The organism is Allobosea sp. (assembly GCF_036675845.1).
GTDB lineage: Bacteria > Pseudomonadota > Alphaproteobacteria > Rhizobiales > Beijerinckiaceae > Allobosea.
In genome coordinates this window covers 1-1,805 of record NZ_JAKFED010000134.1, presented here as the reverse complement: position 1 = coordinate 1,805, position 1,805 = coordinate 1, and the positions used below count along the sequence as shown (strand labels likewise).

Here is a 1,805-nt window from a genome sequence, read left to right as displayed (position 1 = left end):
TTTTCTTTCTGGCTCGACCTCGGACCGAATGCCCGCAGGGGCGCCATGCCGATGCCCTGGCTCGCCATCGCCGCGGCGGCGTGCCAGACAGGCCCCGCCAGTGCCGGAGGGAATCGCCATGGCCGCCACGATCGTCGCAGTCAGCCGGGACGAGCGGCACCGCTTCAGCAAGCCGACGCTTCCCGCGATCCGCCTGCTTACCGGCCTCGGCGTCGAGGGCGACGCCCATTGCGGCGAGACGGTGAAGCACCGCTCCCGCGTCGCCGTCGACCCTGCACAGCCGAACCTGCGCCAGGTTCACCTGCTCCAGGCCGAGCTCTTCGACGAATTACGGGCCTCAGGCTTTAGCCTGAACCCCGGCGAGATGGGCGAGAACCTGACGACGCGGGGCATCGACCTGCTCGCCCTGCCGGCGGGAACGCGCCTGCGGCTCGGCGGCGAAGCGCTGGTCGAGATCACCGGGCTGCGCAACCCTTGCGCCCAGATCGACGCCTTCCAGCCCGGCCTGCTCAAGGCCGTGCTCGGCCGCGATGCGCAGGGCAAGCTGGTCCGCAAGGCCGGCATCATGGGCATCGTGCTGCAAGGCGGCGAAGTCAGGCCGGGCGATGCGATCGCGGTGACGCTGCCTGCCCTGCCGCACCAGGCCCTCGAACGCGTTTGAGGCGGCGCACCTTTCGGCACGCCGCCCCGGAAACCTCGCCCTGGAACGCCTCGGCGTTCAGACGTAGCTGACGTTCGCCGCTTCCGGACCCTTCTTGCCGGCGCGGATCGAGAAGCGCACGCGCTGCCCGTCCATCGGCGGCTGCAGGCCGCTGCGGCTCAGCGAGCTGACATGCAGGAACACGTCCGGGCCGCCCTGGTCGGGCGCGATGAAGCCGAAGCCGCGATCGGCGTTGAAGAACTTCACGGCGCCGTCATAGGGGCCTTCCATCGGCGCGCTCGCGCCACGGTCATAGCCGCCGGCGCCGCCGCGGTCGTAACCGCCCCCACCATAGCCGCCGCCATTGCCGCGATCATAGCCGCCACCACCATAGCCGCCACCGCCGCCGCCGAAATCGTCACGCGGCGGGCGCGGCGAGAACGGGCGCGCGCCGCCACCGCCACGCGGAGCGGCCGGCGTCGCCGTCGAGGCGTCGATCTCGTGAACGGCTACGACCTGCAGGCCGCGCCGTCCCTCGCCGAGATCGGCGATGATGGTCGCGCCGGGCTGGAGGTCCTGCGGGTCGAGCGGGCCGATGGCCGAGACATGGACGAAGACATCGCCCGAACCGTCGGCCGGAGAAGCGAAGCCGAAGCCCTTCTCCGGGTCGAACCACTTGATCTTGGCTTCGATGTTTTCGTGCGTGACGAAGGGAGCGGGGGCGGCGGGCTTGCGTCGATCGAACATGAAACTTCAGGTGGATTGTGACCGGGAAGCGGCAATCTAGCGCAAGCTATCCGTTTCGTCATCGGGTCCGCGCAGCAAAATTATCGAGCCCGTCGACGATGCCGCCGCGGCCCGTTACTGCCTCGTCATGCTCCACAGCGCGACCGAACCTCTGCCGAAGGCAGGCACTCAGGCGCCGAGGGCGCAACCATCTCGAAGCTGCGGCAAGCAGGCGCCTTTTCGGCTCCGCCTGCAAGTCGAACCCGGCACTCGCCGGCGCGGGAACCCGCAACCCGGAAGCGGATTCTTGCAGCCTTCTTCAGTCGCAGCGGATCGTCTGCTGCACCTTCTTCGGCATCTCGCCGACCGCCGGGACGAACTGCCCGGTCTGCGAATCGAGCACCATGAGCACGCCGGTCGCCACCGCGAAATAGGCGCC

General features: G+C 69.4%; 2 protein-coding genes. One reads left to right on the top strand and one right to left on the bottom strand.

The genetic code is table 11. The annotated features are described in order from the left end of the window. Positions 1 to 118: 118 nt before the first annotated feature. A complete protein-coding gene (locus tag V6M56_RS13860) occupies positions 119 to 661 on the top strand; it encodes an MOSC domain-containing protein (RefSeq protein WP_332684610.1) in 543 nt (180 codons plus the stop codon). 57 nt (positions 662 to 718) lie between these two features. Here the strand turns inward: V6M56_RS13860 and V6M56_RS13855 are convergent, their stop codons facing one another. Next, complete coding sequence (locus V6M56_RS13855; protein ID WP_332684607.1) at positions 719 to 1,387, bottom strand: cold-shock protein; 669 nt, start codon at positions 1,385 to 1,387, stop codon at positions 719 to 721. Positions 1,388 to 1,805: the final 418 nt, after the last annotated feature.